Raw genomic sequence first — 26,829 nt, forward strand, 5'->3', positions numbered from 1 at the left:
CTGTCCGGTTGTCGATAGGTCTAACGACATACAACCCGAACTCGTTTCATTAGAAATGATTCTGACGCGATTTCAACGAAAATCCATGTGAGAGAGATAGGAATGAGCAAGCCATTTGCATCCTCGGCCGATACCGATCAGAAAACCGATACGCTGGAAGTGCTGGCCGATGGCGTTTACGCACTGACCGCCGAGGGCGATCCGAATGTGGGCGCGGTCGAGGGCGAGGATTTCGTCGTCGCAATCGAATCGCGGGCCACGCCCTCGGCCTCTCGTGACTGGCTGAAGATCCTGCGCGAACATACGGACAAGCCCGTGCGCTATCTGGTGCTGACGCATTATCACGCGGTGCGGGTGCTGGGGGCCAGCGCCTTTGACGCGGGCGATATCATCATGTCCGACGCCTCGCGCGATCTGGTGGCCGAACGGGGCGAACAGGACTGGAAAAGCGAATTCGGCCGCATGCCGCGCCTGGCCAAGAATGCCGATGAGGTGCCCGGCCTGACCTGGCCAACCATCACCTTTGCCGACAGCCATGACATCGATCTGGGCGGCGATCGTGGCAAGCTGGAACTGCGCTTCCTGGGTCGCGGCCATACCGGCGGCGACATCACCGTCTGGCATGACAAGACCCGCACGCTTTACGCGGGCGACCTGGTGGAATCCAAGGCCGCGCTTTACACCGGCGATGCCTATCATTTCGACTGGGCGGGCGGCACGCTGGACCGGGTCAAGGCCTATCGCGCCGAAAACCTGATCGGCGGGCGCGGGGCCGTGTCGCGCGGCGTGGCGGAAACCGACGCTGCCGTGGAACAGACGCGGAAATTCCTGAACGGCATGATCGAAAATACCGGCCGCGTACACAAGGCCGGCGGCGATCTGAAGGCCGCCTTCGAGGCGACCCGCGACGCGCTGGCCCCGGAATTCGGCGCCTGGCCGATCTTTGAACATTGCCTGCCCTTCGACGTGCAGCGTCTGTGGGACGAATTCGACGGGATCGAACATCCCCGCATCTGGACCGCAGAGCGCGACCGCGAGGTCTGGGCAAAGCTGCAAGGCTGACACAATTAGCAAAGGGAGGAGGGGATCATGGCGAATATTCAGGGCATCCCGGTCTATAAAGAGATCGGCCAGACGCCTGCACCCGCCATCGCCCGGGATCACGCGCCTGTCGTGGTCGTGGGGGCGGGGCCGGTCGGTCTGGCCATGGCGCTGGATCTGGGTCGTCGCGGACATCAGGTGACGGTGATCACGCGTCTGGATTTCATCGCCCATTGTTCCAAGGCGATCTGCTTTTCCAAACGCTCGCTGGACATTCTGGACCGGCTGGGCGTTTGCGATGCGGTCATGCAAAAGGGCGTGACCTGGAATCTGGGCAAGGTCTTCTGGGGCGACGGGGCAGAGCCGGTCTATCAGTTCGACATGCTGCCGGTGAAGGATCAGAAACATCCCGGCTTCATCAATATCCAGCAATATTACATCGAGGAATATCTGCTGGACGGCTTGCGCGCGCTGCCCAATGTCGATCTGCGCTGGGGCCATGTGATCGAAGAGGTCACGCCCCGGCAGGATGGCGTCCTGCTGGACATCTCGACCGATCAGGGGCGCTATCAGCTGATGGCGGATTGGCTGATCGCCTGCGATGGCGCGCGCTCGACCGTGCGAGAGCGGATGGGCCTTGATTTCGAGGGGCGCGTTTTCGAGGATAACTTCCTGATCGCGGATATCCGCATGCCCGATCACCAGATGCCGCCGGAACGCTGGTTCTGGTTCGACCCGCCCTTCAATCCGGGCCGGTCGGCGCTGATGCATCGTCAGCCCGATGGTGTCTGGCGGCTGGACTTCCAGCTTGGCTGGAATATCGACCGCGAGGCCGCGACACGTCCCGAGAATGTCGAGCCGTTCATCCGCGCCATGCTGGGCGATGAGGTCGCCTTCGAGCGCGAGTGGTATTCGGTCTATACCTTCCAGTGCCGGCGCATGGCGCGTTTCGTGCATGGGCGGGTGATCTTTGCAGGCGATTCCGCGCATCTCGTGTCGCCCTTCGGGGCGCGGGGCTGCAATGGTGGCTTTGCCGATATCGACAATCTGGGCTGGAAGCTGGATCTGGTGCTGCGCGGTCATGCCGATGAAACGCTGATCGAGACCTATAATCACGAAGCCGTCGCGACTGCGGATGAGAATATCCTGAACTCGACCCGCTCGACCGATTTCCTGACGCCCAAATCGGCGGCCAGCCAGGCCTTGCGCGACGCGGTTCTGGAACTTGCCCGCGACCACGATTTTGCCCGGCCCTTCGTGAATTCGGGCAGGCTGTCCACGCCTGTCGGCTTTCCCGAAAGCCCGCTGTCGACGCCGGATGAGGATGCGTGGTCCGGCGGCGTGCCGCCCGGTGCGCCGGTACTGGATTCGCCGCATGAGGATGGCTGGCTGATGGAACAGCTTGGCGATGATTTTGTCCTGCTGTCCCGCGACTGGGCTGGCGAGGTTCCGCCCGGCCTGCGCGTGGTGCAGCTGGGGCAGGTCGCGGCAGACCGGCTGGGGCTTGGCGAGGGCGGGGCCTGCCTGATCCGCCCCGATCATTATGTCGCCGCGCGCTGGAAGAACCCCGACGCGGCCCGCATCGAGGCGGCCCTGGCCCGCGCGAAAGGAGGCCAGATATGGCACAGCTGATCGTTTCCGCGAACCTGACCGGACATGACGACATCTATGAAAAGCTGGTCGCGATGCATGACGGCCTGACCGAGGGCGAAAGCCTGAAGCTCTGGTCGCGGCTGGTTCTGGTGCTGGTCAATCATATCGGCGACGCCGAGGTGATCGATCAGGCCATTGCCATCGCCGCGCCCGGACAGGGTCAAAAGTGATTTTTCTGAAGGAGAACTGAATATGACGATATCGAGCAGGCTTGGTCTTGCCGCGCTTGCGCTGACCGCATGGGCCGGATTTGCGCAGGCGGAAACTGAATTGGTGGTTCTGGGCACCGGCACGCCCGTCGCCGATGGCGACCGGGCAGGGGCGGGGGCCGCCGTGATCTATAACGGCAAGGCCTATCTGTTCGATATCGGCGGCGGCGTGGTTCAGAACATGATCAAGGCCAGCGGCGTCAAGGGCGTTGCCGCGCCCAAAGATCCGCAGGGCCGCGAGGCGCTGTTTCCCACCATCGCGGATCAGTTGTTCCTGACCCATCTGCACAGCGATCACATCCTTGATTTCCCCGAGCTTGCCGGAACGCTGTGGTGGCGGCGCGATGGTCAGATGCAGGTCTATGGCCCTACCGGCGCGCAGGAAATGGCCGATGGCTATTACACCATGCTGGCGACCGACACGAATCTGCGCATCAACAGCAATCAGCCGGTCGACAACCCCGAGAATTTCAAGGTCAATGTCAGCGAATATGACAAGGCCTTCACGGTGCAGGATGGCGATGTGAAGATCGAGGGCTTCCCGGTCCCGCATGGCGATATCTCGCCCGCTTTCGGCTATCGCATCACCACGCCGGACAAGGTGATCGTGATCTCGGGCGATACCAATTACAGCGAAGAACTGATCGAGATGTCGAAGGGCGCCGATATCCTGCTGCATGAGGTGATCAGCAGCGAGGGGCTGAGCGGGCTGCCGGAATTCTGGCAGGATTATCACAACCATTCGCATACCACGACCGAGGAACTGGCCGAAATCGCCAATGCCGCCCAGCCTAAGCTGCTGGTTCTGACCCATATCCTGAACTACGGCGCGCCGATGGATGGCGTCGCGGATGAGGTGCGCAAGAACTATGATGGCGAGGTCGTCATGGCCAAGGATCTGGACGGCTTCTAAGCCAAGGCATCGCCCGGCCTGATGCCCGTTGCGGGGCAGGCGAAGGGCCATTTCACCACGGGTCGGGCGGCGGGGCTATTCCGTCGCCCGTTCCGCAATCCGCGCCACGGCGCGCTTCAAGGCGGCGGCATCCTCGCCAATCTCTGCCAGCAATTCGGCCTGAAAATCCTCGGCAATGCGGCCAAGGCGCTGCATCAGGCGCTGGCCCTCTTCGGTCAGTTCCAGGACGATCAGGCGACGGTCGGTTTCATGGCCTGATTTGCGCACCAGCCCCGCCTCTTGCAATCTGGAGGCCGCCCGGCTGATCATGGATTTATCCAGATTGACCCGGCTGTGAATGTCGCGAACGCTGACCGTTCCGGAATGGTTCAGATGCGCCAGCACGCGCCATTCGGGCACCGTCAATCCCGCCTCATCCGCATATCTTGCCGCGAATCGGCGACTGACAAGCGATGCCGCCACGGCAAGCTGATAGGGCAGGAAATCATCCAGCTGAAAGCTCATCCACGATCCTTTTCCACCAGAACAGCAGGATTTCGTTGCATGCGCAATAATAAACTGGCTTGCGCGGATCGCGCTTGACATCGTTGCTGCTGCAACGGTATATTCATTGCATTAGCAACGAGTTTGCGGAGGAGAGACTGACATGACCATCCAGGAACTGCCCCAGGGAATGATCCGGGCCACCAGCACCACGGGCACCCACGAGGGCTATATGCCGGGCTTCGGCAATGACTTCGAAACCGAGGCGCTGCTCGATGCGCTGCCGCAGGGTCAGAACAGTCCGCAGAAATGCAATTACGGCCTTTACGCCGAGCAGCTGTCCGGCACCGCCTTCACCGCGCCGCGCGGCCAGAATGAGCGGACCTGGTGCTATCGCATCCGTCCCTCGGTCCATCATACGGGGCGGTTCAGCGCGATCGACGTGCCCTATTGGAAAACCGCGCCGAACGTGCTGCCCGATGTGACCAGCCTTGGCCAGTATCGCTGGGACCCGGTGCCGATGCCGGGCGCGGATGAGGATCTGACCTGGATCACCGGCATGCGCACGATCACCACGGCGGGCGATGTGAACACGCAGGTCGGCATGGCCAGCCATATCTATCTGGTCACGCGCTCGATGCAGGACGAATATTTCTTCTCGGCCGACAGCGAATTGCTGGTCGTTCCGCAAGAGGGGCGGCTGCGCTTTTGCACCGAACTGGGCATAATCGATCTTGAGCCCAAGGAAATCGCGATCATCCCGCGTGGAATGGTTTACCGCGTCGAGGTGCTGGAAGGTCCGGCACGCGGCTTTGTCTGCGAAAACTATGGCCAGAAATTCGACCTGCCCGGCCGTGGCCCGATCGGCGCCAATTGCCTGGCCAATCCGCGCGACTTCAAATGCCCCGTTGCCGCCTTCGAGGATCGCGAGGTGCCCAGCCGCGTCGTCATCAAATGGTGCGGCCAGTTCCACGAAACCCATATCGGCCACAGCCCTCTGGATGTCGTCGCATGGCATGGCAATTACTGCGCCTATAAATATGACCTGCGCACCTACAGCCCGGTCGGCGCCATCCTGTTCGACCATCCCGATCCGTCGATCTTCACCGTGCTGACCGCGCCCTCGGGGCAAGAGGGCACCGCGAATATCGATTTCGTGCTGTTCCGCGAACGCTGGATGGTGGCCGAGCACAGCTTCCGCCCGCCCTGGTATCACAAGAACATCATGTCCGAGCTGATGGGCAATATCTATGGCATCTATGACGCCAAGCCGCAGGGCTTTGCCCCCGGCGGGATGAGCCTGCATAACTGCATGCTGCCCCACGGCCCTGATCGCGACGCCTTCGAGGGGGCCTCGAATGCCGAGTTGAAGGCCGAGAAGCTGGACAACACCATGTCCTTCATGTTCGAGACCCGCTTCCCCCAGCATTTGACCGAATTCGCCGCGAAAGAGGCCCCGATGCAGCAGGAATATATCGAGGTCTGGGACCAGCTTGAAAAGAAATTCGATGGCACTCCGGGCGTAAAGTGACGTAAGCCATGGGAGGGCATGCCGGGCATGGTCCGGCTGCCGGATTGATGGATAACATCGGGACCGCCCATGGCAGAAGAAGTGAACGGCCCGTTGCACGGGCTGCGCGTGATTGACCTGACCCGGGTTCTGTCGGGCCCTTTCTGCACCATGATCCTTGGCGATCTTGGTGCAGATGTCGTCAAGGTCGAGCCGCCCAAGGGCGATCCCGTCCGCGCGCAGGGCACGATGACCGACGGGGTCTCGGGCTATTTCGCGGGTTTCAACCGTAACAAACGCTCGATCGTTCTGGATCTTTACAGTCAGGCGGGCCGGGCGGTGCTGTGCCGGATGCTGGCCGATGCCGATGTGCTGGTCGAGAATTTCCGCCCCGGCACGCTGGACAAGCTGGGACTGGACGCGGCCGCGCTGAAGACGCTGAACCCGCGCCTGATCGTGGCCAGCATCAACGGCTATGGCAGCACCGGACCCTATACGGATCGCCCGGCCTTCGATTTCATCGCCCAGGCGATGAGCGGCTTCATGGGTGTGAATGGCGAGGCCGATGGCCCGCCGATGCGCGCCGCGCCTCCGGTCAGTGATCTGGTGGCGGGGATCTATGCTGCGGTGGGCATTCTGGGCGCGGTGATCGGGCGTGACAGAACCGGGCAGGGCCAGACGGTCGAGGTGGCGATGGTCAACGGGCTGCTGAGCCTGATGGCCTATCTCGCCTCGGAATATTTCGCCACTGATGAACTGCCGCCGCGCACCGGCAACGATCATCCGCTGGTCTATCCCTATGGGCTGTTTCTCTGCGCGGATGGTCAGATCGCGGTGGCGAATTCGCACGATCAGATCCTGCAACGTTTCCTTGATACGCTGGACCTTGGTTGGGTGATGGCGGATCCACGCTATGACAGCAATGCCAAGCGGATGGCCGCGCGGGAAGATCTACGCAGCCTGATCGACAGCCGCATGGCGGGCAAAAGCCGCGATCATTGGCTGGGCGTGCTGAACACGGCGGGGGTGCCCTGCGGGATCGTGCAGGATCTGTCGCAGGTGGTGGCCGATCCGCAGATCCGGGCGCAGCAGATGGTGATCGAGGCGCCCTGGCAGGACGGCCCGAACCTGCGCGTTCTGGGCTTTCCGATCAAGCTGGGCCAGACGCCCTGCACCGTCCGCAAACCGGTGCCCCGGCTGGGCGGCAGCACTGCCGAGGTGCTGGCGGAACTGGGCTATTCCGAGGATGAGATCGAGGGATTGCGGCAGGCGGGGACCATCGCGCTGGCCTAGAAGGCGGCGGGGCCAAGGCTGCCCCGCCGGTTTTCGGCGCTATTCGGCGGCGGTGCGCAGGGCGGCCTTGGCGGGCGCGCGCATCTTCATTTCCAGATACAGACCCGCCTCGTCGCTTTGGCTGCGTGGCCGCGTGGGAAGCTGCGCGGCGATCAGCGATTTCGCGCGGGCAAATTCCTCGGGCGTGACGGGACGGTTCTGGAAGGCGGTGACGTCATTGTCGATCAGCAGCGGATAGATCCGCAGGCTGGGGCCGACCCGCTGCCGCTTGTTGAAATGCAGCCCGACCGCCAGACCGATGGGCTGCACATCAAGCCGGTTGAAGCGTCCCGGCGTGTTCCAGACGAAATTCCCGATATTGAACAGAACCGGGCAGCCGTCGATCACCTCGGCCTGCTGGGTGATATGCGCGCCATGGCCTATGATCAGATCGACACCGGCGGCGACAAGGGCGGCGGCGCTGTCGCGCTGGCTGTCGGTGATATCTTCGTAATCGGTGCCCCAATGGGGGAATGCCACGAAGGTCGGGTTTGGCAGCACCTCGCGCAGCGACTGGATCTGCTGTGCGATCTGATCGGCGGCAATCGGGGCCACGCCGCCACGCGCGCCATTCGCATACCAGCGGTAGCGGCGATCATATCTGGGGCGATGTTCGAACCCGGCAAAGATGACCAGCGACTGTTCGATCCCGCCCACGGCAAAGCGGTGGATCAGCGGATGCGTCGCCGTGTCCCGGTCCGCGCCCGCGCCAAAGGCCGCGATGCCCGCATCGTTCAGCCGGGTCAGCGTCTCGCCCAGACCGGTCATGCCGCAATCCAGCGCGTGATTGTTGGCCAGCGTGACGGCGTCGATCCCGGCCTGTTGCAACGCCGCGACCGTGTTATCGGGATCGCACCAGCCCAGATATTTCTTGTTGCCCTGCAAGCCCGCATCGGGGCGCGAGGCAAGTGGCACTTCAAGGTTTGCGACCGTCAGATGCGACTGCGCCAGAATGCCGCGCAGATTTGCCAGCGAATAGCCGTGACCATGCGTGCCAAGAACCCGTTGCAGATCGGGCAGGCGAGGGTGGCTCATATAGCTTTCGCCAAAGCCGATATCGCCAAGGAACAGCGCGGTGAACTGATCGGGATCGGCGTCCGCGCGCGGCACGGGCTGGGCATGTTCGGCACGCTCTTCGATGATCTGCGGATCCACGACGCCCAGATCCAGCCCAAGCGCCCTGACAGCCGCACCAAGCGCATCGGGATCATCGACGGGCACGACCCGCTCACCGGCCAGACGCTGGATGGCGGCCGCGACCAGATCGGCGTCCTGCCAGTCCGCGTCGGGCGACAGGATCGCCAGATCGATACGCTCGACGCCCAGACCCTCTTCGACGATCTGGCTGGGGGTCGCCTCGATCACGGCGGCGTCGATCTGCGCGTCCCAGTCCAGCGCCCCGGCATCGGTCAGCCGCCGCAGCGGCGTCACCGTGTCGGATTGCGAGATCAGCGCGACGTTACTTGCCGCCTCGGTGGCGGCGGCCTCGATCCGGCGGCGCATCTGGGCGGTCTGGTCCTGCGTGCCGATCAACGCGATGACCGGCATGCGCGATGGCGCGCCATCCGGGAACAGCATGTCCAGCATCGCATCGGTGATCTGGTGGCCACGGTCGCCCATCGCGTGGATCTGCATATGGATGCCCGGGCGGCTGTTCACCTCGCAAATGGCGGCCTTGTTGTCGCGCCACGAGACCGCGGGATCGGTGCTGATGAAATCCACCCCGCAGACATCCAGCCGGACGATCCGGGCGGCCTGCACGGCCAGTTCGCGGTTGTCGGGGTGGATCATGTCGGTGATGTCGATGCCTTCCCCCCCGCGCGAGACGTTGGATTCCCGCCGCAGCAGCACGGTCTGGCCCTTTTTCGGAACGCTGTCAGGTTGCAGCCCCTGTTCGGCCAGCACTTCCAGCGCGTTGTCATCCAGTTTCAGCAGCCGCATGATCGCCATGCTGCTGGGCAGCACCCGTTCACGTTCGGGGCGAAGGTTTTCACGCTCGATCAGTTTCGCGACGGTCGAGGTGCCGTCGCCCGTGACCTGCGCGGCGCGGCGATGGCAGGCGGCGACCATGCGGCCATCGATGATCAGCAGGCGATATTCCTCGCCCTCGATCAGGCTTTCGACCAGCACATGCGGGGACACTTCTTGCGCGCGTTTGAAGGCCCGCGCGAGATGCGCCTCATCCGTGACCCCGACAGTCACGCCGCGCCCCATATTCCCATCGCGCGGCTTCACCACGACGGGAAATCCGATCCGTGCCGCAAATCGCGCCGCCGCGCTTGCGTTCCGGGTGACATATTGCTGCGCCACCGGCAGGCCCGCCTGTTGCAGAATACGATGCGCAATCCCCTTGTTGCGCGACAGCGCGCCCCCGATCGAAGAGGTATTCGTCGATTCCGACCCCTTGAGCACATGTGAGTACTGCCCCAGTCCAAGCTGGATGTAATGCGACTGATGCAGCACCGACCAGGGGATGCCGCGCGCAATGGCGGCCTTTGCGATCTTCAGCGAATCCGCAGCCGGGGTCTCGCGCCGCGTCGCGGCCATGAAGCCGGTCAGTTCTTCGATGAACAGATCGTAAAGCGCCCGGGCCTTTGCCCCGTCCAGCATGGCCTGTGCCATCGCGATGGCCACCCTGGCGGCGGCCAGACCCACGCTTTCGGATTTGACTTCGTAAAGCGCGATCCCCTGCCGTTCCAGTTCGGCGGGGCTGGTGACATAATTGGCTGATGCCGTTTCCCGCCAGGAACAGAACTTGACCGGCCAGAGGGCATATCGCTGTGTCAGGATGGCCAGGACTTCGATGGCACCGGCCATTGGCACCGGTGCCTTCGCGCGGGCAAGGCGGCGCCAGGCGGGACAGTCGCTGATCGTTGCCTGAAGGCGTCGCAGCATTTTGCCCAGCTCTGCGATCGCGGCGGGGGGCATTTCAAGATCGGCGGCGCCCTCGATCTGCACGTGAAGCGCAAGGCGGCGGGTATGAATATTTCCCGGCTGGAACAGGCGGCTTTCGATAATCTGCATCAGGCAACCTTTCTTGGTGTCAAATATCGTCAGCTCTCGCGCATGCCGCGCGAAATGAACTGGGTAATGGGCGAAAGAAGGTAGTCCAAAGTCGTTCGGGCGCCGGTATGGATCATGACTTCGGCGCTCATCCCCGGCTGGATGGGCACGGTTCCGGTTTCGACATCGCTGCGGTTCAGCGTGACGCGGGCAAGGTAATAGGGCGCGCCGCTGCGTGGATCGACCAGACGGTCGGCCGAGACGGTCTGCACCACCCCCTCAATCGGGGTCTGACTGCGGCGGTTCAGCGCGGACAGCCAGACCTGCGCCTCTTGCCCCTGAGAGACCTGATCGATATCCAGCGGATCTATCGTCGCCTGCACCACCAGCTTGTCGCTGACGGGCACGATCTCCATCAATGTCTGGCCTGCGGCGATCACGCCCCCGACCGTGTGGATTTGCAGGCCGGTGACTACGCCTGTCACGGGGGCGCGGATTTCGGTGCGGCCCATCACATCCTGCGCCGCCGCAAGCCGCTGGGCCAGCTCATAGGCGCGGGCGCGGGTGTCGCGCAATTCCTGCACGACCTCGGTGGCCATGCTGTTTTTCAGCTCGGACCGGCGCAGGGCGGTTTCCTCGATCTTTTGCCGCGCGGTGCCGATGGCGGCGCGATAGCTGGCGATCTCTCCCTGCAGCTCGGCCTGTTGCCGCTTCAATTGCAGCAGACGCGGGCGGTCGGTCAGGTTGCGGTCATAGAGCGATTGCACATCGGCAATTTCCTGATCCAGCAGGGACAGCCGGCTTTCGGACGAGGTGATCTGATCCTCCAGCCCCTGAATCTGGGTGTTCAGCCCGCCGATGGTGCGCTGAAAGATGGTCAGACGGTCCTGTAGCAGCGTCCGGCGACTGTCGAAAATGCTCTCTTGCCCACGCATCACGCCCTGCACGGCCTGATCGCCGATCTTGCGGCTGAGTTCGGGCGGGAAGCTGATCTGATCGTCGCCCTGCTGTTCGGCGACCAGCCGGGCCTCGGTCGCGCGGGCCTCGAAATATTGCGACTGGATTTCATTGAGGCTGGAGGATGGGACCGTGTTCTGCAGCCGGATCAGGGGTTGCCCGGCCTCGACCGCATCGCCGTCGCGGACCAGGATCCCGTCCACGATACCGCCTTCCAGATGCTGCACCGTGCGCACATTGGTATCTACGCTGACAATGCCCGGCGCGACCACCGCACCTTCCAGTGGCGCGGTCGCCGCCCAAAGATAGAATGTGCCGAAAAACACGGCGATGACGGCGAAACCGCCAAGGGCGAGACGCCGACCAAAGGGCTGTGCGTCGTCAAAGGGAACAGCCGGGGGCGATGCGCTGTCGGGCAGGGTCATGTCACGCTCCTCAGATGGTCGCGTGCACGGCGCAGCGTGTCATCGCCGGTATTCTCGGTCACCTCATGCGAGCGTTTGCCGCCAAGGATCAGGAAACGATCCGCCATCCGCGCGATCTGCGAGCCGTGGATGGATTGGGTGACGATGATCGACGCACCGCCCGATTTCAGATCGGCCACCGCCGTCACCATCAACCGCCGGGACGCGGTGTCCAGATTGGCCGAGGGTTCGTCCAGCACGATGATGCGCGGGCGGCGGTAAAAGGCCCGGGCCAGCGCGATCCGCTTGCGCTCGCTGCCCGACATGCCAAAGCCATCGCCGCTGATCTGGGTGTCATAGCCATCGGGCAGGTGGATGATCTTGTCATGGATGCCGACCAGCTTCGCGGCGGCGACCACATCCTCGAAATCGCCCTCGCCCATGCGGGCGATGTTCTCGCGGATGGTGCCGGAAAACAGCTCGGTATGCTGGGGCAGAAAGCCGACCATGTCGCAGCGGGCCTCGGGGGCGAGGCGCGACAGTTCGATATCGCCCAGTCGGATCTGCCCGTCGCGCGGCGACAGCACGCCGACCAGCAGCCGTGACAGGGTGGTCTTGCCTGTGCCCGCAGTGCCGTTCACGACCAGCATTTCGCCCGGGGCAAGGCGCAGCGACAGGCGGTTGAACAGATAGAAGCGTTCGCCCGGGTGACGATAGCTCATCTGATCCAGGATCAGCGCCGCATCCGGCACATCCTCGGGGACCGAGGCCTGCGCCATATCCACATCCGCCAGCCGCTTGCGGATCGCCTGATAGGCGGTCAGCGTCTCGCGCAGGTTGCGGTAATTGCTGATCGCCTCATTGGCCAGCGAAAAGCCGAAGCCCGCCATGATCCGTGCCGCAAAGATGCCGCCGAAGGTCAGTGATCCGATCACCACCAGCCAGACCCCGACGGCGATCATGGCGATGCGCAGGAATTGCCCGACGCCACGGCGCAGCGTCTTGAACATGATCTGGCGGTCCTGCACCTGCTGCTTTTCCTGCAGCCGCGCCGTGGCCGTGCGCCGCCATCTTTCCGTCAGCGCGGCGCCCATGGAAAACGCCCCGACGCTTTCGCGGTTCTGGCCCGCCGCCTGCACCAGTGCCGTCTGTTCGCGATGCGCCACGCCTGACGCGCGACGGCCATCGCGGGTCAGGCTGTCGCTGAGCACGCCGATGATCAGCAGCACCACCAGCGCCGCGACCCCGATGATGCCCAGAAGGGGGTGGATCAGAAAGATCGCGATGAAGAAGATCGGGACGAAGATCACGTCCATCCAGGACACCAGCGGTCCCGACACGAAGGCGCGCAGGGTTTCCAGATAGCCCAGCGATTCAATGATATCGGCGCTGTGTTCGACGGGGCGATGGCCGCCAAGCGCCTGCCCGACCAGTTGCGGGCCAAAGCGCCGCTCGATCCAGACGCCCCACCTGACCAGCATCCGGCGGCGCAGCACATCCAGCGCCATGCCGCAGCAGATGGCGACAACCGCCATGGCGGTCAGCATGACCAGCGTTTCGATGCTGCGGCTGGCGGGCACCCGGTCCAGCGCCTGGATCAGATAAAGCGGCATGGCGAATTTCAGCAGGTTGAAGCAGGTCGTGAAGATCATCACGACCACCAGCCCGGGCCGAGAGATCCGCCACGCCGCGCCAAGCGCGGATTCGGTGCCTGCTTTTCTTCGTCTGGCCATTACTTGCTATCACTCGATACTTGATCACTGCCCTGCCGGCTTCCGGGGAACGGATCCCGGCAGGGGTTGGCTGTTGTGGCAGGATGCCGTGGCTGCGCCTATTCGGCGGCGGCGATATTCACGCGCCGCTGGAAGGCCAGGCCGATATCTGCGCGATCCGCGTCGTTGTCGGCGCGCGCCGTCAGGTCGGGCGCATCGTCCGAGCCATCGTCCTCATCCGCGAATTCGTCATCGCCAAGGGCCGGGGGCGGCCATGCGACCCCATCATCCGCGTGCATGCTGCGAAAGCTGGCCTTGCGCAGCATGTCGCGAATGTTATCCAGCACCTGATTGATATCCTCATGGCCATGCCGCTGCGTTGTCAGGCTTGCCAGAAGCGATGCGACAGCCTCTGGCAGATCCGCGGCAGGGGCGTCGATCACGGCCTTGACGGCGGCAATCGGCGGTGTGGCCGCGCCGAGGAAGGCGGGCTGGTAATCCGTCTTTTTCAGTCGCGGGATGCGCAGCTCGATGGTGCCGAAATCCGTCACCCAGTCCTGCAACCGGTTGCCGTTGCGCCAGTCGCGGCGATTGCTGTCATGCCTGCCATAGGCGGTGCCGCAGATCTGGTCGGTATCGGCCTGCATCACGTAATGCGCCGCGCAATCCAGGATATCGCGGGCCAGGGTCGTGCCGCTGGCGCCCATGTGGCGCCCGTCGGCGGTCAGCATCACCATATTCCCCAATTCGACCGTCGCCGGGATGACGCCGCGCGACAGGGCTTTCAGCGCAGGCTGCAGGTGACTGTCGGCGCAGCTTCGGGCCGCCCGGTCGCGGATCGCGCTCATCAGCGCGCCTTGCTGCAATTCCCAGGGCGAAAACACCCGCAGCCCGGTCGAGGCCTCGGCCTCTCGCACCCCAAGAGGGGAACGGCCCAGACGCCCGCTGAGGCCCAGCACCGCGTGTCCGGCGCTGTTCAGCAGATCGACGCCATATTTCGCACCCATGGCGTCATAGGCGGCGAAAACGGTGCCGATGGTAAAGTCCATGATCCGCTTGCTGTGGATCAATTGCGAGGTTTCCAGCTGTTGCAGACCGTCCGCAATCTCGATCACGGCCACCTCGCAGCCTTGGGCGGCGGCGTAATTCATCAGTCGGCAGGTGGCGCTTTCGATATCGGCGATGCTGACCAGATAGGTGCTGGCATGGCCCGCATCGGTGAAATCCAGCGACAGATCGGCGCCGGCATCGCGCACGATCCACATGTCACCGCCCGCCCCGGTACCGGTGATCTTCAGCGCCGCGACCTTGTGGCCCAGCCGCTTGAAGCCGCGCACAAGCGAGGTCGCCGTCAGCGTCTTGCCCGCATTCATCGAGGTGCCCAGAGACAGCACCGCCGGGATCGAGGGGGCGAAATCCGGCGCAGGCACCGCAAATTGCATCACGTTCAGCCTTGTGCCGTCGGCATCGCCCAGAATGCCCAGCGGAGTGATCCGCGTCGGCGGTTTCATCCGCTGATGCCGGGACATCTCCAGCGAGGCGATGCCCCCTGCCGCGACCAGATCGCAAGGCCCCAGATCTGCGCCGATCTGTGCCTCGTACTGGTCCGGGGCATAGCGGTTGCCAAAGCAGACGATGATCTCATCGCCCGGAAAAAGATGGGCGCGACGCCCGTCGGTCAGCTCCAGCTTGGTGTGTTTTCCGATCTCATCGATCCGCGCCAGAACCAGATCGCCCGGGTTGGGGCGCAAATCGCCGGTCAACAATGTCTGATATGCCTTGCGTGGTACCCTTCGGGTGCTGAATGCGCGCTTTGCCCGCGAAATGCGCGGTCTGCCGATCGTGACGTGGACCATGGACCAAGTCTCCCAAATACTGTGCAAACGGCACCGTGCCGATGCGCTCTCGTTACCTTTCCTTTTCGTTAGCAAGCGCCTCAATTTGCGTGCAACATCCCGGGGCAGAGGGCGCGTCATGTCGCCGACGTGATCGGATGAACTTTTCAGTCTATTGATTTCAAGGGGTTTTTATACTGGAAGGTGATTTGACGAATTTCGCCGCTAATTTCTGCGCTGCGGCAAAGACGGCGTTTTTGCGCCGTCTGCATCCGGCCCCCGGGGCGCGTGATTATCGCCCTGACGCGGGGTGGAAACAGACACAGGCGGGGCGAAATTTGGCTTCTATCTGAAAGAGGTAATCCGGTCCGGCGCCTTGTTTGATATATACATAACAGGCACGGGACCACTGCTTGCGCGCAGCGCGGCATTTCCGGTATCGCGCGCCATCACGGCTGGCAGGCGGATCATGGCCTGTAACATTTGTATAGGCTAAATCATGCCAGATGGGCTGCGGTCCCGACGCGGAAAACTGCCAGTTCGGCGCGTTGGGTCGGTGCCGGTCTGTTGTGGTACGCTGACGGGCTGCGGATAGCCGCCAGATCCCCCCCCGGATCCGGGCAAGAGGCCGCGAATCAGGGGTGCCGTGCCTGACCGATCAGAACCCCATCGCCCGCCCGATCGTTTGCGCCTGCAGCATGCCGCGGGCGCTGTGGCCTACATCCTCGGCGCGCACCAGACGCCAGTTGAAGGGCAGGCCCCGGCTTTCGGCGATCTTGCGGGCCATCTCATAGGTGCGTTCACCGCGTGTCAGCCGGTTGTCCCCCTGCCGCATCGCCTCATCCGTCGTCACAAGGCTTTTCCGGCCTGTATCCTTCTGGCCCAGATAGATGGTGACGGGCGCGGCCAGATATTCGCGCAGCCTGCGATCCGGCTGAAAGCTGTCCGGCATGCCGCCATAGCCGTAGGGGATCTGCTCTTCGTCAGTCGGCAGGACATAGGTCGAGGGGTTGGCGATGATGATACGCGCGACCTCATCGGGCATGGCATAGGCGGCGACGCGCGACAGGAATTGCCCGCCTGCGGAATGGCCGAACAGATAGACCGGGGCATCGGGATCGCCGTTCTGTTCCTGCGCCCAATCGACCAGATCCCCGATCATCTCGACCGTCCATTCCTCTTCCGGACGCAGCTTTCCGGCGCGCAGCAGGCCGCCGCGATGGTAGGCCCAGTTGGGAAAGCTCTCCTTGCTGAAACGCGGCGCATAGACCGAAAAGCAGCCCTCATCCGCCAGCGGGATCGAGCCCCGAAGATAGGACCGCGCCGTGCGGCTGTTGCCGTGAAAGATGATCAGGATCGAAGGCGCGGCGCAGGCCCGTGGCTGATAGACAAAGACCGGCAGTTCTTTTCCGTCGATATTGGCCGTGCGCCTGCTGATCTCGGCGGTGTCGGCGCTGGCGATTGTCGTCCAGATGGCCGAGGCCAGAAATCCGGCCCATGTCACGATCCTTCCGGTCAGGTCACGATATCCCATCTTCCGCCCTTTCCGTCCCAGGAAAACAAAAGATGTGCCTGGCGGGGCGGCGGATCAAGCCGGGTCCGCTGCGCCGAAGGCGGGTTTTCGCACATGCGCGGCCGGGTCGGCAGGGCAAAGATGCGCGGCAGCGGGCATTTCCAGCATCTGACAGGCACGGCATGGCTGCAACATGGCCTGCGCCGAATGATCGACGCCGGGCACCAGATCGATCCGCCAGTTGAAGTCGCAGCGCAGCCGCAGCGCGGTCATCGCCGCCAGATTGAAGGTCCTTGTCGCGCGCGCCAGCCGGTCGCTCCCTTGCCGTTTCGCGGCCAGACTGCGCGACAGGCTGGGATCGGTGGCCTCGCGATCCTCCAGCCCCACGGACAGCGTGATCGGACGCTGCAAATAGCGCCGTTGAAGCGCCTGACCAAAGGGTTTGGGAAAGGCGCCGCCCAGCCCGTAAGGCGCAGCTTCGCCCGTCGGATAGCGTCCCAGAACCGGCAGGACATGGGTCGAGGGGCTGACGATCACGATCCGCTGCGGCGCGCGTTCAAACCCCTGAAAGGCCGCGACGCGCGACAGGAACTGCGCCCCGGCCGAAAAGCCCCATAGCCAATAGGGCGCGTCCCCGGACGGGTGAAACTGCCGGACAATCGGCTCGACAAGGCGCGTGGTCCATTGCTGGCTGGGGCGCATGCGGCGTCGGCCATCGGTGATATTGCCGCGCTGATAGCGGTCCGGGGGGAAGCGCCGCTTGTCAAACAACGGCGCGGCAACGGTGACGCCGCAGGCTTCCGATAGAGGGATGGCGAAATCGCGCAGCATTTCTGCATTGGCGCTGTTGCCGTGAAACAGCATCAGCAGCCCGCCGCGATCTTCGGCGGGGCGATGCGTGAAAACCGTTAGCCTGACCCCCTCCACGCTGACATCCTGCCGCGCCGAGCCTTGCGATATCACCTGTTCATTCCTTCCGCCGCGACCCGTTCTGCAGATCTGTCCCGCTCTTGCCGCGACAAGAATGTGGGGAATGGCTGCGGCGCTGCAACTCGCAAATCCGCGAGCGATGGTTCCCTGCCGATATGTGACGCGACGGACGGCGCAATTCCACCCGGTTGCGGTTTCCTTTGACTTCTGCCGCGCGGACCTGTAGGCCGCCCCCTTCGGCGCTTGAAGATTTCCGAAGACGGGCAGGTGGGAGGCTCGTCGACCGGGGGAAAGTGCCGCTTATCCGGTGTTTGGCACCCCCTATTCTGGCGAAGAAGATGACACATGACAAAATTGCCGCGCCTTTGGCTGCGGCGCTGGCGGACAAGGGCTATGACAGCCTGACCGCCGTTCAAGAGGCTGTTCTGGCCGATGGTCTGGAAGGCCGCGATATGCTGGTCTCGGCGCAGACCGGTTCGGGCAAGACGGTGGCCTTCGGGCTGGCGATTGCGCCCGATCTGCTGGACGCGTCGCAGGCATTGCCGCCCGCGCAGGAACCGATCGGACTGGCCATTGCGCCGACGCGAGAGCTTGCCCTGCAGGTCGCACGCGAGCTTGGCTGGCTCTATGGCAAGGCCGGCGCGCAGGTCGTCACCTGCGTCGGCGGCATGGATTTCCGCGCCGAAAAGCGCGCGCTGGATCGTGGCGCGCATATCGTGGTCGGCACGCCGGGCCGCCTGCGCGATCATATCGAGCGGGGATCGCTGGATATGTCCTGGCTGCAGGTCGCGGTGCTGGACGAAGCGGATGAGATGCTGGATCTGGGCTTTCGCGAGGATCTGGAATTCATCCTGCAATCGGCCCCCAAAGATCGCCGCACGCTGATGTTCTCGGCCACCGTGCCGCCCGAGATTGAATCGCTGGCCAAGGATTTTCAGCGCGACGCCCAGCGAATCGTCGCCAAGGGCGAGGCGCGTCAGCATGGCGATATCGAATATCGCGCGCTGAACGTGGCCGCGCGCGACCGCGAACCGGCGATCTTCAACCTGCTGCGCTTTTACGAGGCGCGCACCGCCATCATCTTCTGCAAGACGCGGGCCAATGTGACCCATCTGTTGGCGCGGATGTCCAATCGCGGCTTTCGCGCCGTGGCGCTGTCCGGAGAGCTTAGCCAGCAAGAGCGGACCCATGCCCTGCAATCGCTGCGCGACGGGCGGGCGCAGATCTGCGTGGCGACCGATGTGGCTGCGCGCGGGATCGACTTGCCGGGGCTGGATCTGGTGATCCATGCCGATCTTCCGACCAATTCCGAGACCCTGCTCCACCGGTCTGGCCGCACCGGTCGGGCGGGCTCCAAGGGTGTCTCGGCCATGATCGTCATGCCGTCCGAGCGGAAGAAGGCCCATTCCCTGCTGCGCCGTGCCAAGCTGGATGCGGAATGGGGCGCACCGCCCTCGGCGGATGAGGTGCTGGCCCGCGATAATGAGCGGATGCTGGAAAGCCCGGTCTTTGAGGCCGATCCCGGCGATGACGCCGAACTGGCCGCCGATCTGCTGCACCGGTTCGGGCCGGAACGGCTGGCCGCTGCGCTGATCCAGCTGTGGCGCGAGGGTCGCCCCGCGCCCGAGGAACTGACCGTGCTGCAGGACCGTCCGCCGTCCGAGCCGCGCCAGCGTCCGGAATTCGGCGATTCCGTCTGGTTCCATCTTTCGGTCGGCTATAGCGGGCGGGCCGAGCCGCGCTGGCTGCTGCCCAAGATCTGCGATGCAGGCGGGATCAACCGCGATGCCATCGGCGCGATCCGCGTCAAGACCGATGACAGCTTCGTGCAGGTCGACGCCAAGATGGCCGAGCGTTTCGGCGCCATGACCGAGCTTGAACCGGGGCTGGAAATGACCCGTCTGGCCGAGGCCCCCGATCTGGACGCACCGCGCGGCAACAAGCCCGGCCCGCGTCCGGCCCGCGGCCCGCGTAGCCGTGACGAGCGTCCCTCGGCCCCGCGCCCACCGCGCAAGGATTTTGGCGACCGGACGGACGGGAAGCCCGCGAAAAGCTGGGACAAGCCTGCCCGCGTCGCGAAACCCTCGGAAGCGGCCTTCCATGACGCGCCGCCCGCCGATGGCGACAAGCCCCGGAAAAAGCCGCGCTGGACGGCCGAGGACAAAGCCAAGCGCAAGCCGCGCGCCGCGGTTCTGTCAGCCGATGACCGCCCCCGCCGCAAATTCGCCAAGGGCGGAAAACCCGGTTTCGCTGCGGGCAAGCCGCGTGGAGCGAAATCCGGCAAACCGCCGCGCAAGGGGAAATAAACCAAAGGCCGCCTTCCGGGGCGGCCTTTTTCATATCACGGCTTTTTCCACAAAGGGTCGGTTCGCAATGATGCGTTCCACGCCGACCTCGGTGAAATCCAGCGTCTGATAGGCGCCGTGGGTGATCAGTTCGGCCACCGCGCGCCCGGTCGCCGGGGCCTGTTGCAACCCGTGGCCGGAAAAGCCATTGGCCAGAATGAAATTCGGCAGATCGGAATGCGCACCGACGATCAGATTGTGATCCAGCGTGTTATAGGCATAGTGACCGGCCCAGTAATTGACCGGGCGGATCGCCTCGAATGCCGGGGACCTCGCGGACAGCGCGGGCCAGATGATCTCGTCGAATTCATCGTAACGGGGTTCGAAATCATCCGGGGCGACAGGCGGATCATGGGCGGGGGGACATCCCGCCAGAAAGCAACTCCCTTCGGGGCGGCAATAGACCCCACCCGGATCGATCATCAGCGGCAGCCGCCCCTGATTGATCCGGGCCGAGCCTTCGGGACTGGCGGCACATGTGAAAACGGTGATGCAGCGTTTTCGGGCCTCGACCGGGATGTCCAGCCCGGCCATGCGGGCCGTCAGCGCCGCGCGCGGACCCGAGGCATTGACCACGTAACCCGCCGCGATCCGCTGCCCCGAGGCCAGCGTCACCCCGGTGACCCGCCGCCCCTGACGCTGGATCGCCACGACCTCATCTGTGACGCAATCGGCCCCTTGCGCCCGCGCCTTGTTGCGAAACCCGTTCATCAGCCCGGTATTGTTGAACCAGCCTTCGCCCGAGCGCCCGTAAGAGGCCAGCGCGATATCCTCGACATTCAGATGGGGAAAGGCATGGGCCAGATCGGCGGGCGACATCAACTCGACATCCGCGCCGCAGGCCTTCTGCACCTTGTGATTGTCGCGCAGTATCTGTTCCTGTTCCGCCGTGCGCGCCAGAAACAGATAGCCGCCGGGATGGAAATTCAGGTCGGGCCGGTCGCTGCCCACCTGCATCAGGTCCGGAAAATCGCGGATCACCTGCGATCCGTACTGGCTGATCTTGACATTGATCGCGTTGGAAAACTGCGTGCGGATGCCCGAGGCAGACAGAGCGGTCGAGGCGTGGCGATAGGTCGGATCGCGTTCGACAATCAGGACGCGGCCCTTGAAGCCGTCATTGGCCGTCAGGTAATAGGCGACCGCAGATCCGATCGCCGCCCCGCCGATGATGACCACGTCATAGCTGCTGTCCGAGGCGCGGCAATCCGGTTCGGGATCAGGCCGCCGCGCCATGGGTCAGCCCCGTTTCGACAGCGCGGCGTCGCGCATCTGGCTAAGCGTCTGGCGTGGGGTCAGCGCCTCGGGCGAGATGTTCAGATCCAGCAATGCGCCGCTGTCGGATGCCATCGCGCGGTCAAAGGCATCGGCGAAATCTTCGGTCCGTTCGACCCGTTCGGCGTGAAAGCCATAGGCGCGGGCGAGGGCGCTGAAATCGGGGTTGATCATGGTCGTGCCCGAGACGCGGTCGGGATAGTTGCGTTCCTGATGCGCGCGGATGGTGCCGTAGATCCCGTTATTCAGCAGCAGCACGATGGGTTGGGCGCCATGCTGCATGGCGGTCGCCAGTTCCGTGCAGTTCATCTGGAAATCGCCATCGCCCGCAAAGCAGACCACCACGCGGTCGGGATCGGAGATCCTGGCGGCAATGGCGGCGGGCAGCCCATATCCCATGGCCCCGGATTGCGGCGCCAGCAGGCGGGCGCGCGGACCGAATTTGAAGAATTTATTCGGCCAGACTGTGAAATTCCCCGCGCCATTGGTCAGTACCACATCATCGGGCAGGCGGTCGCGCAGATGCGCCATCACCTTGACCATATCCACGGGCGAGGGCTGGTCGGGCGCGGCAAAGGACGCCTCATATGCCGCCCGTCCGGTTGCGCGCCACTCTGCCCAGTCGCCGGTCACCGGGCGCAGGGCGGCGGCGAATTCGTTCGGACCCGCCTGAATGCCCAGATCGGGCTGATAGATCTTGCCGATCTCCAGATCAGAGCCATGGACATGGATCAGCTTTTGCTTAGCCTGCGGCGCCGACAGCAGGCTGTAGCCATCGGTCGTCATCTCGCCAAAGCGGATATTCACGGCAAGGATCAGATCGGCATCGCTCAGCAGCTTGCGGACATGCGGGGGCATGCCGACGCCGGCCTCGCCACAAAAGACGGGCGAGAAATTGTCGAAGCGGTCCTGAAAGCGGAAAACGGCGATGGCGGGAATGTCCGAGGCCTCGGCAAAGGCCTGAAACGCGGCGCGGCCCGCATCGGTCCAGTTGCACCCGCCCAGCAGGATCAGCGGGCGTTTGGCCTGGGACAGCATCGCGCGGGCCTTTTCCATCGCCGCAGGAGAGGGCGCGGGTTCGGCGATCTCTGCCGGGCCGGTCAGCGGCGGGGTGTCGGTCAGATCTGTCAGCATGTCTTCGGGCAGGGCGATCACGACCGGACCGGGGCGGCCCGTGGTCGCGGTTTTCCAGGCGCGGGCGGTGATTTCGGGAATGCGCTCGACCCGGTCGATCTCGACCGCCCATTTCGCCATGCTGCCAAAAACGGCGCGATAGTCGATTTCCTGAAACGCCTCGCGGCCCCTCATGTCGGTGCCGACCTGACCCACGAAAATCAGCATCGGCGCGCTGTCCTGCATCGCCGTATGAATCCCGATCGAGGCATTGGTGACCCCCGGCCCGCGCGTCACAAGGCAGATGCCCGGACTGCCGGTCAGCTTGCCCCAGGCTGCCGCCATAAAGGCCGCGCCGCCTTCGTTGCGGCACAGGATGAAATCCAGCTTGCCCCGTGTGTCATGCAGCGCGTCCAGCACGGCCAGATAGCTTTCGCCGGGAATGCCGAAAGCCTTGGTCGCACCAAGCGCCCTCAGGCTTTCGACCAGAAGCTGTCCGCCATTGCGCTGCGCCATGCTGTCCCCCTGCGTTGCCCTGCCGTCATGCTGATCGCAGCGCGCGGGAAAATGCAATCCCGTTCAGACAGGTCGCATCCGGTCACGAGAGGCTGAAATCCTGCTCGACCACCGCCTCCATCGCGACAAAGCTGGCGGTGGAGCTGATATGGGGCAGGGCCGAGATCTGCTCTGCCATGATCTTGCGGAACTCGCTCATATTGCGGGACCGGACCTTGACCAGATAATCGAAGCCGCCCGCGATCATATAGCATTCCTCGACCTCGGGGATCTTGCGGATCTCGGTATTGAACCGTTCCAGCGCCTTCTGCCGCGTATCCTCCAGCCGGATCTGCATATAGGCGACATGGGTCAGGCCCAGCTGCAGCGGCGACAGATTGGCGCGGTAGCCGGTGATCAGGCCCATCTCTTCCATCTGGCGGATGCGCAGGGCGACCGGGGTCTTGGACAGGCCGACCTTTCGGGCAAGCTCGCTGATCGGAATGCGCGCATTGGCGACCAGTTCGGACAGAATCTTGCGATTCGTGGGGTCAAGCTCGACATTCATGCAGTATTTCCGTCGAATATTGTTCTGATTGCCTATCAGAATTACATTCTTTGGGCGCACCGTCTATTCTGAATGCGATAGTATACGGCTAGCTGTTTTCTGGAGCCCGCCATGTCCCCGACGTCTCTTGCCGCTTTTACCCTTGATGCCAAATATCGCGACGAAGCCGATCTTCTGCCGGAACTGATCGCGCAGGCCGATCTGTCCGAGGCCGAGCGGATCGCCATTACCGCCCGCGCCGCCGATCTGGTGCGCCGGATCCGCAAAGAGGCCAAGCCTTCGCTGATGGAACATTTCCTGTCGGAATACGGGCTGTCCACGCGCGAAGGTGTCGCGCTGATGTGTCTGGCCGAGGCGATGCTGCGCGTGCCCGACAAGATGACCATCGACGCGCTGATCGAAGACAAGATCGCGCCCTCGGACTGGGGCAAGCATCTGGGTGAGGCGTCCTCGTCGCTGGTCAATGCCTCGACCTGGGCGCTGATGCTGACGGGCAAGGTTCTGGACGACGATCAGCCCGGCATTGCAGGCACGCTGCGCGGCGCGATCCGCCGTCTGGGCGAGCCGGTGATCCGCACCGCCGTGGGTCGGGCGATGCGTGAAATGGGCCGGCAATTCGTGCTGGGCCAGACCATCGACGCCGCGCTGGAAAATGCGCGCGCCTATGAAAAGCAGGGCTATACCTACAGCTATGACATGCTGGGCGAGGCGGCGATGACGGCCGAGGATGCCCAGCGTTATGCCCGCGAATATGCCAATGCCATCGCCGCCATCGCCAAATCCTGCACCAAGGGCTCGGTCGAGGCCAATCCGGGCATTTCGATCAAGCTGTCGGCGCTGCATCCGCGCTATGAGGTCGCGCAGGAAGAGCGTGTCCTGCAAGAGCTTGTCCCGGTGGTGCTGGATCTGGCCCGCAAGGCCAAGGCAGGCGGCATGGGGATGAATATCGATGCCGAGGAACAGGACCGGCTGGTGATCTCTCTGAAGGTGATCGAGGCGGTTCTGTCCGATCCCTCGCTGGCCGGATGGGACGGGTTCGGCGTGGTCGTGCAGGCCTATGGCAAGCGCGCGGGCCAGACCATCGACTGGCTGTATCGGACTGCGCAGCGTCTGGATCGCAAGATCATGGTGCGTCTGGTCAAGGGCGCCTATTGGGATACCGAGATCAAGCGGGCGCAGGTCGAGGGTTTCCCCGGCTTTACCCTGTTCACCAACAAATCCGCCACCGATGTCAGCTATATCGCCAATGCCCGCAAGCTGATCGGCTATGCCGACCGGATCTATCCGCAATTTGCCACCCATAACGCGCAAAGCGTGGCCGCGATTCTGGAAATGGTCGGCGGTATCAATTTCGAATTCCAGCGCCTGCACGGCATGGGAGAGCGCCTGCATGACATCGTGATCCGTGAAACCAAGGGGCGCTGCCGCATCTATGCGCCGGTCGGGGCGCATCGCGATCTGCTGGCCTATCTGGTGCGCCGCCTGCTGGAAAACGGCGCGAACTCATCCTTCGTGCATCAGATCGTGGATGAGGAGGTGACCCCCGAAGAGGTCGCCCGCGATCCCTTTGACGAACTGGTCACGGCGCGTCCGCCTGCGACGCTGGTGCAGCCTGACGATCTGTTTGGCGCCGGTCGCGAGAATTCGGCGGGCTTCGATCTGACCGATGAAGAGACGCTGGCCCGGATCGAAAAGGCCCGTTCGGGCGATCTGCCCGATGCGGGGCCGCTGACCGCTTCCGATGCCATGGGAACCACCCGCCCCGTCCTGAACCCGGCCACGGGAGAGAGCGTGGCGCAAGTGACCGAAGCCTCGGCCGAGACGGTCGCGCAGGCGATTGCCGATGCGCGTCCATGGGATGCTCCGGCCGCTGATCGCGCCGCCGTGCTGCGCCGCGCGGCTGACCTTTACGAAGAAAACTACGGTCCCATCTTTGCCGCCCTTGGCCGCGAGGCCGGGAAATCGCTGGGCGATGCGGTGGGCGAATTGCGCGAGGCCGTGGATTTCCTGCGCTATTACGCCCAGCAAGGCGAACATCGTACCGAGGCACCGCGCGGCATCATCACCGCGATCAGCCCGTGGAACTTTCCGCTGGCCATCTTCACCGGTCAGATCGCCGCGGCGCTGATGGCCGGGAATGCTGTGCTGGCGAAACCGGCCGAGCAGACGCCGGTGGTCGCGGCCATCGCGACCCGGCTGCTGCATCAGGCCGGTGTGCCTGCCAGCGCCCTGCAACTGCTGCCCGGCGATGGCGCGACGGTGGGTGCGGCGCTGACCGGCGACGCGCGCATCAATGGCGTCGTCTTTACCGGATCGACCGACACCGCGAAGATCATCGCCCGCAGCATGGCCAAACACATGGCACCCGGCACCCCGCTGATCGCGGAAACCGGCGGTCTGAACGCGATGATCGTCGATTCCACCGCGCTGCCGGAACAGGCGGTGCGCGATATCGTCATGTCCTCGTTCCGCTCTGCCGGTCAGCGCTGCTCGGCGCTGCGCTGCCTCTATGTGCAAGAGGATGTCGCCCCGCATCTGATCCAGATGCTGAAAGGCGCGATGGATGAGTTGACGGTGGGCGATCCCTGGCTGCTGTCCACCGATGTCGGCCCGGTGATCGATGATGAGGCGCAGGACGGCATCTCGGATTATCTGAGCAACAATGCCAATCGCGTTCTGCACAAGTTGGACGTGCCCGCGCAGGGCCATTTCATCCCGCCGGCCATGTTGCAGGTTTCCGGCATCGAGGATCTGGAACGCGAGATCTTTGGTCCGGTCCTGCATGTCGCGACCTATCGTGCCCGCGATTTGGACAAGGTCGTGGCGGCGATCAACGGGCGTGGCTTCGGTCTGACCTTTGGTCTGCACACCCGGATCGATTCCCGCGTGCAAGAGGTCACCGACGCGATCCATGTCGGCAATATCTATGTGAACCGCAACCAGATCGGCGCCATCGTCGGCAGTCAGCCCTTTGGCGGCGAAGGCCTGTCGGGCACTGGTCCCAAGGCTGGCGGTCCGCTGTATCTGGCGCGCTTCTTTGCGCCGGAACTGCCGCAGGCCGAGGCGACGGAATGGGTGAAGAATGACGATCCCGCCCGGATCGCCAAGGCGCTGCGCGATGCCCGCCCGACTGCCATCACCGAAAATCTCATGCCCGGCCCGACCGGCGAACTGAACCGCCTGACCATGCTGACCCGCGCCCCGGTCCTGTGCCTTGGCCCGGGAACCGAGGCCGCGCAGGCGCAGGCCGTGGCGGTTCAGTCTTTGGGCGGTCAGGCCGTCGCCGCGCAAGGGTCGCTGACGCCCGGGGATCTGCGCGATATTGACGGCCTGTCCGTGGTGCTCTGGTGGGGTGATCGTGAGACGGGGCGGACCTATGCCGATGCCCTGGCACAGCGCAGCGGCGATATCGTGCCGCTGGTCTGCTCATTGCCCGATCTGGCCTATATCGCGCATGAGCGCCATCTGTGCGTCGATACGACGGCGGCAGGCGGGAACGCCGCCTTGCTGGCTGGCTAAGACAGGTTTGCGGCTGGGC

The 26,829-nt window shown here is 64.0% G+C and carries 18 protein-coding genes; 8 read left to right on the forward strand and 10 right to left on the reverse strand.

The features are described from left to right. Positions 1–102: 102 nt before the first annotated feature. From JHX87_RS15920 to JHX87_RS15935, 4 genes are read left to right on the forward strand one after another with little or no spacing between them, the layout of a single operon-like run. Positions 103–1,062 (forward strand): MBL fold metallo-hydrolase, encoded by a 960-nt coding sequence (locus JHX87_RS15920; RefSeq protein WP_271883842.1) that lies wholly within the window; start codon positions 103–105, stop codon positions 1,060–1,062. Between the two features lie 27 nt (positions 1,063–1,089). After that, complete coding sequence (locus JHX87_RS15925) at positions 1,090–2,673, forward strand: FAD-dependent oxidoreductase (protein ID WP_271883841.1); 1,584 nt, start codon at positions 1,090–1,092, stop codon at positions 2,671–2,673. Continuing rightward, positions 2,661–2,864, forward strand: a complete 204-nt coding sequence (locus tag JHX87_RS15930; RefSeq protein WP_271883840.1) for a DUF2783 domain-containing protein — start codon at positions 2,661–2,663, stop codon at positions 2,862–2,864. The genes JHX87_RS15925 and JHX87_RS15930 overlap by 13 nt, the downstream gene beginning before the upstream one ends. 22 nt (positions 2,865–2,886) lie before the next feature. Beyond that, positions 2,887–3,816, forward strand: coding sequence for an MBL fold metallo-hydrolase (locus JHX87_RS15935; RefSeq protein ID WP_271883839.1), 930 nt, complete (start codon positions 2,887–2,889; stop codon positions 3,814–3,816). Positions 3,817–3,891: 75 nt separating this feature from the next. Here JHX87_RS15935 and JHX87_RS15940 read toward each other — a convergent pair whose 3' ends face one another. Next, positions 3,892–4,320 (reverse strand): MarR family winged helix-turn-helix transcriptional regulator, encoded by a 429-nt coding sequence (locus tag JHX87_RS15940; protein ID WP_271883838.1) that lies wholly within the window; start codon positions 4,318–4,320, stop codon positions 3,892–3,894. 142 nt (positions 4,321–4,462) lie between these two features. Between JHX87_RS15940 and hmgA the strand changes: the two genes are divergently transcribed. Both hmgA and JHX87_RS15950 read left to right on the forward strand, forming a co-directional pair. After that, the gene (gene hmgA, locus JHX87_RS15945) at positions 4,463–5,830 is read left to right on the forward strand and encodes a homogentisate 1,2-dioxygenase (protein WP_271883837.1); all 1,368 of its coding nucleotides are present in this window, start codon (positions 4,463–4,465) and stop codon (positions 5,828–5,830) included. Positions 5,831–5,899: 69 nt separating this feature from the next. Next, positions 5,900–7,102: a CaiB/BaiF CoA transferase family protein gene (locus tag JHX87_RS15950; protein ID WP_271883836.1), complete on the forward strand. Its 1,203-nt coding sequence runs from the start codon at positions 5,900–5,902 to the stop codon at positions 7,100–7,102. Between the two features lie 39 nt (positions 7,103–7,141). Here the strand turns inward: JHX87_RS15950 and JHX87_RS15955 are convergent, their stop codons facing one another. From JHX87_RS15955 to JHX87_RS15980, 6 genes are all read right to left on the reverse strand, one after another. After that, complete coding sequence (locus JHX87_RS15955; RefSeq protein ID WP_271883835.1) at positions 7,142–10,165, reverse strand: CapA family protein; 3,024 nt, start codon at positions 10,163–10,165, stop codon at positions 7,142–7,144. A gap of 29 nt (positions 10,166–10,194) precedes the next feature. Then, positions 10,195–11,526, reverse strand: a complete 1,332-nt coding sequence (locus JHX87_RS15960; RefSeq protein WP_271883834.1) for an HlyD family type I secretion periplasmic adaptor subunit — start codon at positions 11,524–11,526, stop codon at positions 10,195–10,197. After that, entirely contained in the window at positions 11,523–13,238 is a 1,716-nt protein-coding gene (locus JHX87_RS15965) for a type I secretion system permease/ATPase (protein WP_271883833.1), read from the reverse strand. Before JHX87_RS15965 ends, JHX87_RS15960 begins: the two co-directional genes overlap by 4 nt. A gap of 98 nt (positions 13,239–13,336) precedes the next feature. Then, positions 13,337–14,980 carry a transposase gene (locus tag JHX87_RS18480; RefSeq protein ID WP_377775989.1) on the reverse strand — a complete coding sequence of 548 codons (1,644 nt, stop codon included), beginning with the start codon at positions 14,978–14,980 and terminating at the stop codon, positions 13,337–13,339. Positions 14,981–15,710: 730 nt separating this feature from the next. Beyond that, positions 15,711–16,586, reverse strand: a complete 876-nt coding sequence (locus JHX87_RS15975) for an alpha/beta hydrolase (RefSeq protein ID WP_271883832.1) — start codon at positions 16,584–16,586, stop codon at positions 15,711–15,713. 54 nt (positions 16,587–16,640) lie between these two features. Next, positions 16,641–17,528, reverse strand: coding sequence for an alpha/beta fold hydrolase (locus JHX87_RS15980; RefSeq protein ID WP_271883831.1), 888 nt, complete (start codon positions 17,526–17,528; stop codon positions 16,641–16,643). Positions 17,529–17,833: 305 nt separating this feature from the next. Between JHX87_RS15980 and JHX87_RS15985 the strand changes: the two genes are divergently transcribed. Continuing rightward, positions 17,834–19,801 carry a DEAD/DEAH box helicase gene (locus JHX87_RS15985; RefSeq protein WP_271883830.1) on the forward strand — a complete coding sequence of 656 codons (1,968 nt, stop codon included), beginning with the start codon at positions 17,834–17,836 and terminating at the stop codon, positions 19,799–19,801. 30 nt (positions 19,802–19,831) lie between these two features. Here the strand turns inward: JHX87_RS15985 and JHX87_RS15990 are convergent, their stop codons facing one another. The 3 genes from JHX87_RS15990 to JHX87_RS16000 form a co-directional block, all read right to left on the reverse strand. Then, the gene (locus JHX87_RS15990) at positions 19,832–21,076 is read right to left on the reverse strand and encodes an NAD(P)/FAD-dependent oxidoreductase (RefSeq protein ID WP_271883829.1); all 1,245 of its coding nucleotides are present in this window, start codon (positions 21,074–21,076) and stop codon (positions 19,832–19,834) included. 3 nt (positions 21,077–21,079) lie between these two features. Further along, complete coding sequence (locus tag JHX87_RS15995; RefSeq protein WP_271883828.1) at positions 21,080–22,744, reverse strand: thiamine pyrophosphate-binding protein; 1,665 nt, start codon at positions 22,742–22,744, stop codon at positions 21,080–21,082. An 82-nt stretch (positions 22,745–22,826) separates the two neighbouring features. Further along, entirely contained in the window at positions 22,827–23,291 is a 465-nt protein-coding gene (locus JHX87_RS16000; RefSeq protein ID WP_271883827.1) for an Lrp/AsnC family transcriptional regulator, read from the reverse strand. Between the two features lie 111 nt (positions 23,292–23,402). On the opposite strand from JHX87_RS16000, the gene putA reads away from it, so the two are divergent. After that, positions 23,403–26,810, forward strand: a complete 3,408-nt coding sequence (putA, locus tag JHX87_RS16005; protein ID WP_271883826.1) for a bifunctional proline dehydrogenase/L-glutamate gamma-semialdehyde dehydrogenase PutA — start codon at positions 23,403–23,405, stop codon at positions 26,808–26,810. Positions 26,811–26,829: the final 19 nt, after the last annotated feature.

Origin of the sequence: Paracoccus fistulariae, from assembly GCF_028553785.1 — a bacterium.
Lineage (GTDB): Bacteria > Pseudomonadota > Alphaproteobacteria > Rhodobacterales > Rhodobacteraceae > Paracoccus > Paracoccus fistulariae.

Excerpts from the sequence above, each read along its gene's own strand:
- JHX87_RS15920 (WP_271883842.1), top strand. The coding sequence starts at position 103 with ATGAGCAAGCCATTTGCATCCTCGGCCGATACCGATCAGAAAACCGAT.
- JHX87_RS15925 (WP_271883841.1), top strand. The coding sequence starts at position 1,090 with ATGGCGAATATTCAGGGCATCCCGGTCTATAAAGAGATCGGCCAGACG.
- JHX87_RS15930 (WP_271883840.1), top strand. The coding sequence starts at position 2,661 with ATGGCACAGCTGATCGTTTCCGCGAACCTGACCGGACATGACGACATC.
- JHX87_RS15935 (WP_271883839.1), top strand. The coding sequence starts at position 2,887 with ATGACGATATCGAGCAGGCTTGGTCTTGCCGCGCTTGCGCTGACCGCA.
- JHX87_RS15940 (WP_271883838.1), bottom strand. The coding sequence starts at position 4,320 with ATGAGCTTTCAGCTGGATGATTTCCTGCCCTATCAGCTTGCCGTGGCG.
- hmgA (WP_271883837.1), top strand. The coding sequence starts at position 4,463 with ATGACCATCCAGGAACTGCCCCAGGGAATGATCCGGGCCACCAGCACC.
- JHX87_RS15950 (WP_271883836.1), top strand. The coding sequence starts at position 5,900 with ATGGCAGAAGAAGTGAACGGCCCGTTGCACGGGCTGCGCGTGATTGAC.
- JHX87_RS15955 (WP_271883835.1), bottom strand. The coding sequence starts at position 10,165 with ATGCAGATTATCGAAAGCCGCCTGTTCCAGCCGGGAAATATTCATACC.
- JHX87_RS15960 (WP_271883834.1), bottom strand. The coding sequence starts at position 11,526 with ATGACCCTGCCCGACAGCGCATCGCCCCCGGCTGTTCCCTTTGACGAC.
- JHX87_RS15965 (WP_271883833.1), bottom strand. The coding sequence starts at position 13,238 with ATGGCCAGACGAAGAAAAGCAGGCACCGAATCCGCGCTTGGCGCGGCG.
- JHX87_RS15975 (WP_271883832.1), bottom strand. The coding sequence starts at position 16,586 with ATGGGATATCGTGACCTGACCGGAAGGATCGTGACATGGGCCGGATTT.
- JHX87_RS15985 (WP_271883830.1), top strand. The coding sequence starts at position 17,834 with ATGACACATGACAAAATTGCCGCGCCTTTGGCTGCGGCGCTGGCGGAC.
- JHX87_RS15990 (WP_271883829.1), bottom strand. The coding sequence starts at position 21,076 with ATGGCGCGGCGGCCTGATCCCGAACCGGATTGCCGCGCCTCGGACAGC.
- JHX87_RS15995 (WP_271883828.1), bottom strand. The coding sequence starts at position 22,744 with ATGGCGCAGCGCAATGGCGGACAGCTTCTGGTCGAAAGCCTGAGGGCG.
- JHX87_RS16000 (WP_271883827.1), bottom strand. The coding sequence starts at position 23,291 with ATGAATGTCGAGCTTGACCCCACGAATCGCAAGATTCTGTCCGAACTG.
- putA (WP_271883826.1), top strand. The coding sequence starts at position 23,403 with ATGTCCCCGACGTCTCTTGCCGCTTTTACCCTTGATGCCAAATATCGC.